The organism is Anoxybacillus sp. J5B_2022, assembly GCF_026847645.1.
GTDB lineage: Bacteria > Bacillota > Bacilli > Bacillales > Anoxybacillaceae > Anoxybacteroides.
In genome coordinates this window covers 1-2,668 of sequence record NZ_JAPSMC010000117.1, presented here as the reverse complement: position 1 = coordinate 2,668, position 2,668 = coordinate 1, and the positions used below count along the sequence as shown (strand labels likewise).

The 2,668-nt window shown below is 46.7% G+C and carries 2 protein-coding genes; both read left to right on the top strand.

Features of this window, described 5'->3' with window-relative positions:
• Positions 1-320 (top strand): nucleoside triphosphate pyrophosphohydrolase (locus M4I42_RS16535; RefSeq protein ID WP_268853144.1); only part of this gene is annotated, 320 nt, incomplete at its 5' end.
• The coding region (locus M4I42_RS16530; RefSeq protein ID WP_268853143.1) for a DEAD/DEAH box helicase family protein at positions 313-2,668 on the top strand (2,356 nt) is incomplete at its 3' end. The genes M4I42_RS16535 and M4I42_RS16530, both read left to right, overlap by 8 nt.

The window sequence follows — 2,668 nt, the reverse complement described above, 5'->3', positions numbered from 1 at the left end:
TTTACAACAAACTTGTCCGCGACAAAATTCCACAAATCATTGAAGCGGCAGGGAAGACGTTTGCGATGCGAACACTAAGCGATGAAGAATACCGCCAAGAATTGCGAAAAAAAGCGTTTGAAGAGCTGGAAGAATATATGAACGCGAAAGACGATGCGACAGCAGTAGAAGAGTTGGCGGATTTGTTGGAGATTATCCATGCACTTGCCGAATGCCATGGGGCGACGATTGAGCAAGTCGAGGCGATCCGCGCTGAAAAAGCGGAAAAGCGGGGAGGTTTTCAAGAAAAGATCTTTTTGATCGAGGTACACGATGAGTAAAGTCGAGTTTGTCAAAAGCCATCTGATCGAAAAACTAAAAGAACATATCGAAACATCCTCCACGATTTATATATTGACGTCGTTTGTGATGAAGTCGGGCGTGGAAGTCATCAAAGAACCGTTAAAGCAAGCAGCTGAGCGGGGAGCCGATATTAAAATTTGCGCTGGCGATTATTTGTATGTCACACAGCCGGATGCGTTGCGAGAATTAACATCGATCCATCCGAATATCGAAGTCCGCTTATGGAAAAGCAACGGCGTTTCCTTTCATCCGAAAGCATATTTGTTTGAAGATAAAAGCGACGGCTATTTTATTATCGGTTCGTCCAACTTATCGCGCTCGGCATTAACGAGCGGCATCGAATGGAACATCGGGCTGCACAAATGTGTCGAAGAAAACGTCTTTGTCGAAGTAATGAGCGAGTTTTTAACGCTTTTTTACGCCGAGCAAACGGTACAAGTAAACGAGGAAACATTAAAAGACTATGAAAAGCAATACGCTGATTATCACCAGCGTCATTCGAATTTAGTGCGACAGTGGGCGCAGTTGGAAGAAATGGAACTGATGCTTCCAGCTGAAGTGTCAGCGGCAGAAGAAGCGGAAGTCGTTTATGATCCAACCGTCTCATATGGAACGATTCAGCCGCGTTTTGCGCAAGTGGAAGCGCTCGCCCAATTGGAAGCGACGTATGCCGAAGGATACGATCGGGCGATGGTCGTCATGGCGACCGGTCTTGGGAAAACGTATTTAGCAGCCTTTTTTGCCCGCAACTTCGGCAAAGTGCTGTTCATCGCCCATCGCGAAGAAATTTTGTATCAAGCGAAACGGTCGTTTGCGTGGGTGCTTTCCGATAAGACGTTTGGGATTTATGACGGCAAAGTGAAAGAAGGACGAGCCGATGTCGTCTTTGCGTCGATTTTTACGTTAAGCATGAAAAAACATCTCGAAATATTCGCGAAAGATGCGTTTGATCTGATCGTTATCGATGAATTTCACCATGCCGCTGCGAAGTCATATGAACGGGTGCTTGCTTATTTCCAGCCGAAGTTTTTACTTGGCATTACGGCTACGCCTGACCGTAATGACTATAAAGACGTATATGCTATCTGTGACGGGAATGTGGCGTACCGCATCGATTTTATCGAAGCAGTGCAGCGCGGGTGGCTTGCGCCGTTCCGTTATTACGGCGTGTATGACGATACGGATTATACGAAAATTACGTGGCGCGGCAACCGCTATGACGAAGTAGAATTATTGCAGGCGCAGCTGCGCACAGAAGTGGCGGAAAATATTTTGCGAGCTTGGGAAAAACATAGGCAAACGAAAACGCTCGTGTTTTGTTCATCGATTCACCAAGCGGATTTTTTAGCAAATTATTTTAACGAACACGGCTACCGTACGGTTAGCTTGCATTCCAAGCAAGTACATATCACGCGCTCGAAAGCAATTGCGATGCTCGAAAAAGGCGAATTAGATGCGATTTTTACGGTCGATTTATTTAACGAAGGTGTCGATATTCCAGCGGTCGATACGCTATTATTCGTCCGTCCGACAGAATCACTCACTGTATTTACGCAACAAGTCGGGCGCGGCTTGCGCCTTCATCCAGCGAAACAATATTGTGTCATTATTGACTTAATCGGGAACTATCGCAACGCGGATGTGAAACTTTCGCTTTTTGACACGAAACGTGGGGAAACAAGCAAGAAGAGAGAAAAACTGCTTCCGACTGTTCCAGAGCTATGCGAAATGGACTTGGACGTGCGCGTTATTGACTTGTTGGAAGAAATGAGGCGGAAGCGTCAGCCGCGCCGCGAAAAACTGCTATATGACTATCAAGAACTCAAGCAAGAACTCGGCCGCCGCCCGACGTATTTAGAGCTGCATTTGCACGGGCGAAGCGAAGCAAAAGAATACAGGGACGAGTTTAAATCGTACGTTGGATTTCTTTATTGGGCGGATGAATTGTCAGAGCGGGAAAAAGAAGTGTTTTTAAAGTACGAATCATGGCTTGTCGAAGTCGAACGAACGACGATGACAAAAAGCTATAAAATGGTTGTCTTGCAGGCGATGCTCAACCGCGGACCGTCGCGCTGGCACTTGCCAATTACGCCGAACGAAGTCGCGCCATTTTTCCATCAATACTTTATGGAGAAAGAATACCGAAAACGCATCGACTTCTCCGACGGCGAAACGAAGCGCTTATGGCAATATGACGAGCAAAAAGTGGCGAAACTCATCGCCAAAATGCCAATGACCAAATGGAGCGGCAGTTCCAACGGGCTTGTTTCGTTTGCAAATAACATCTTCTCGCTCAACTTCTCCATCGCTCCGGGGGACGAACACC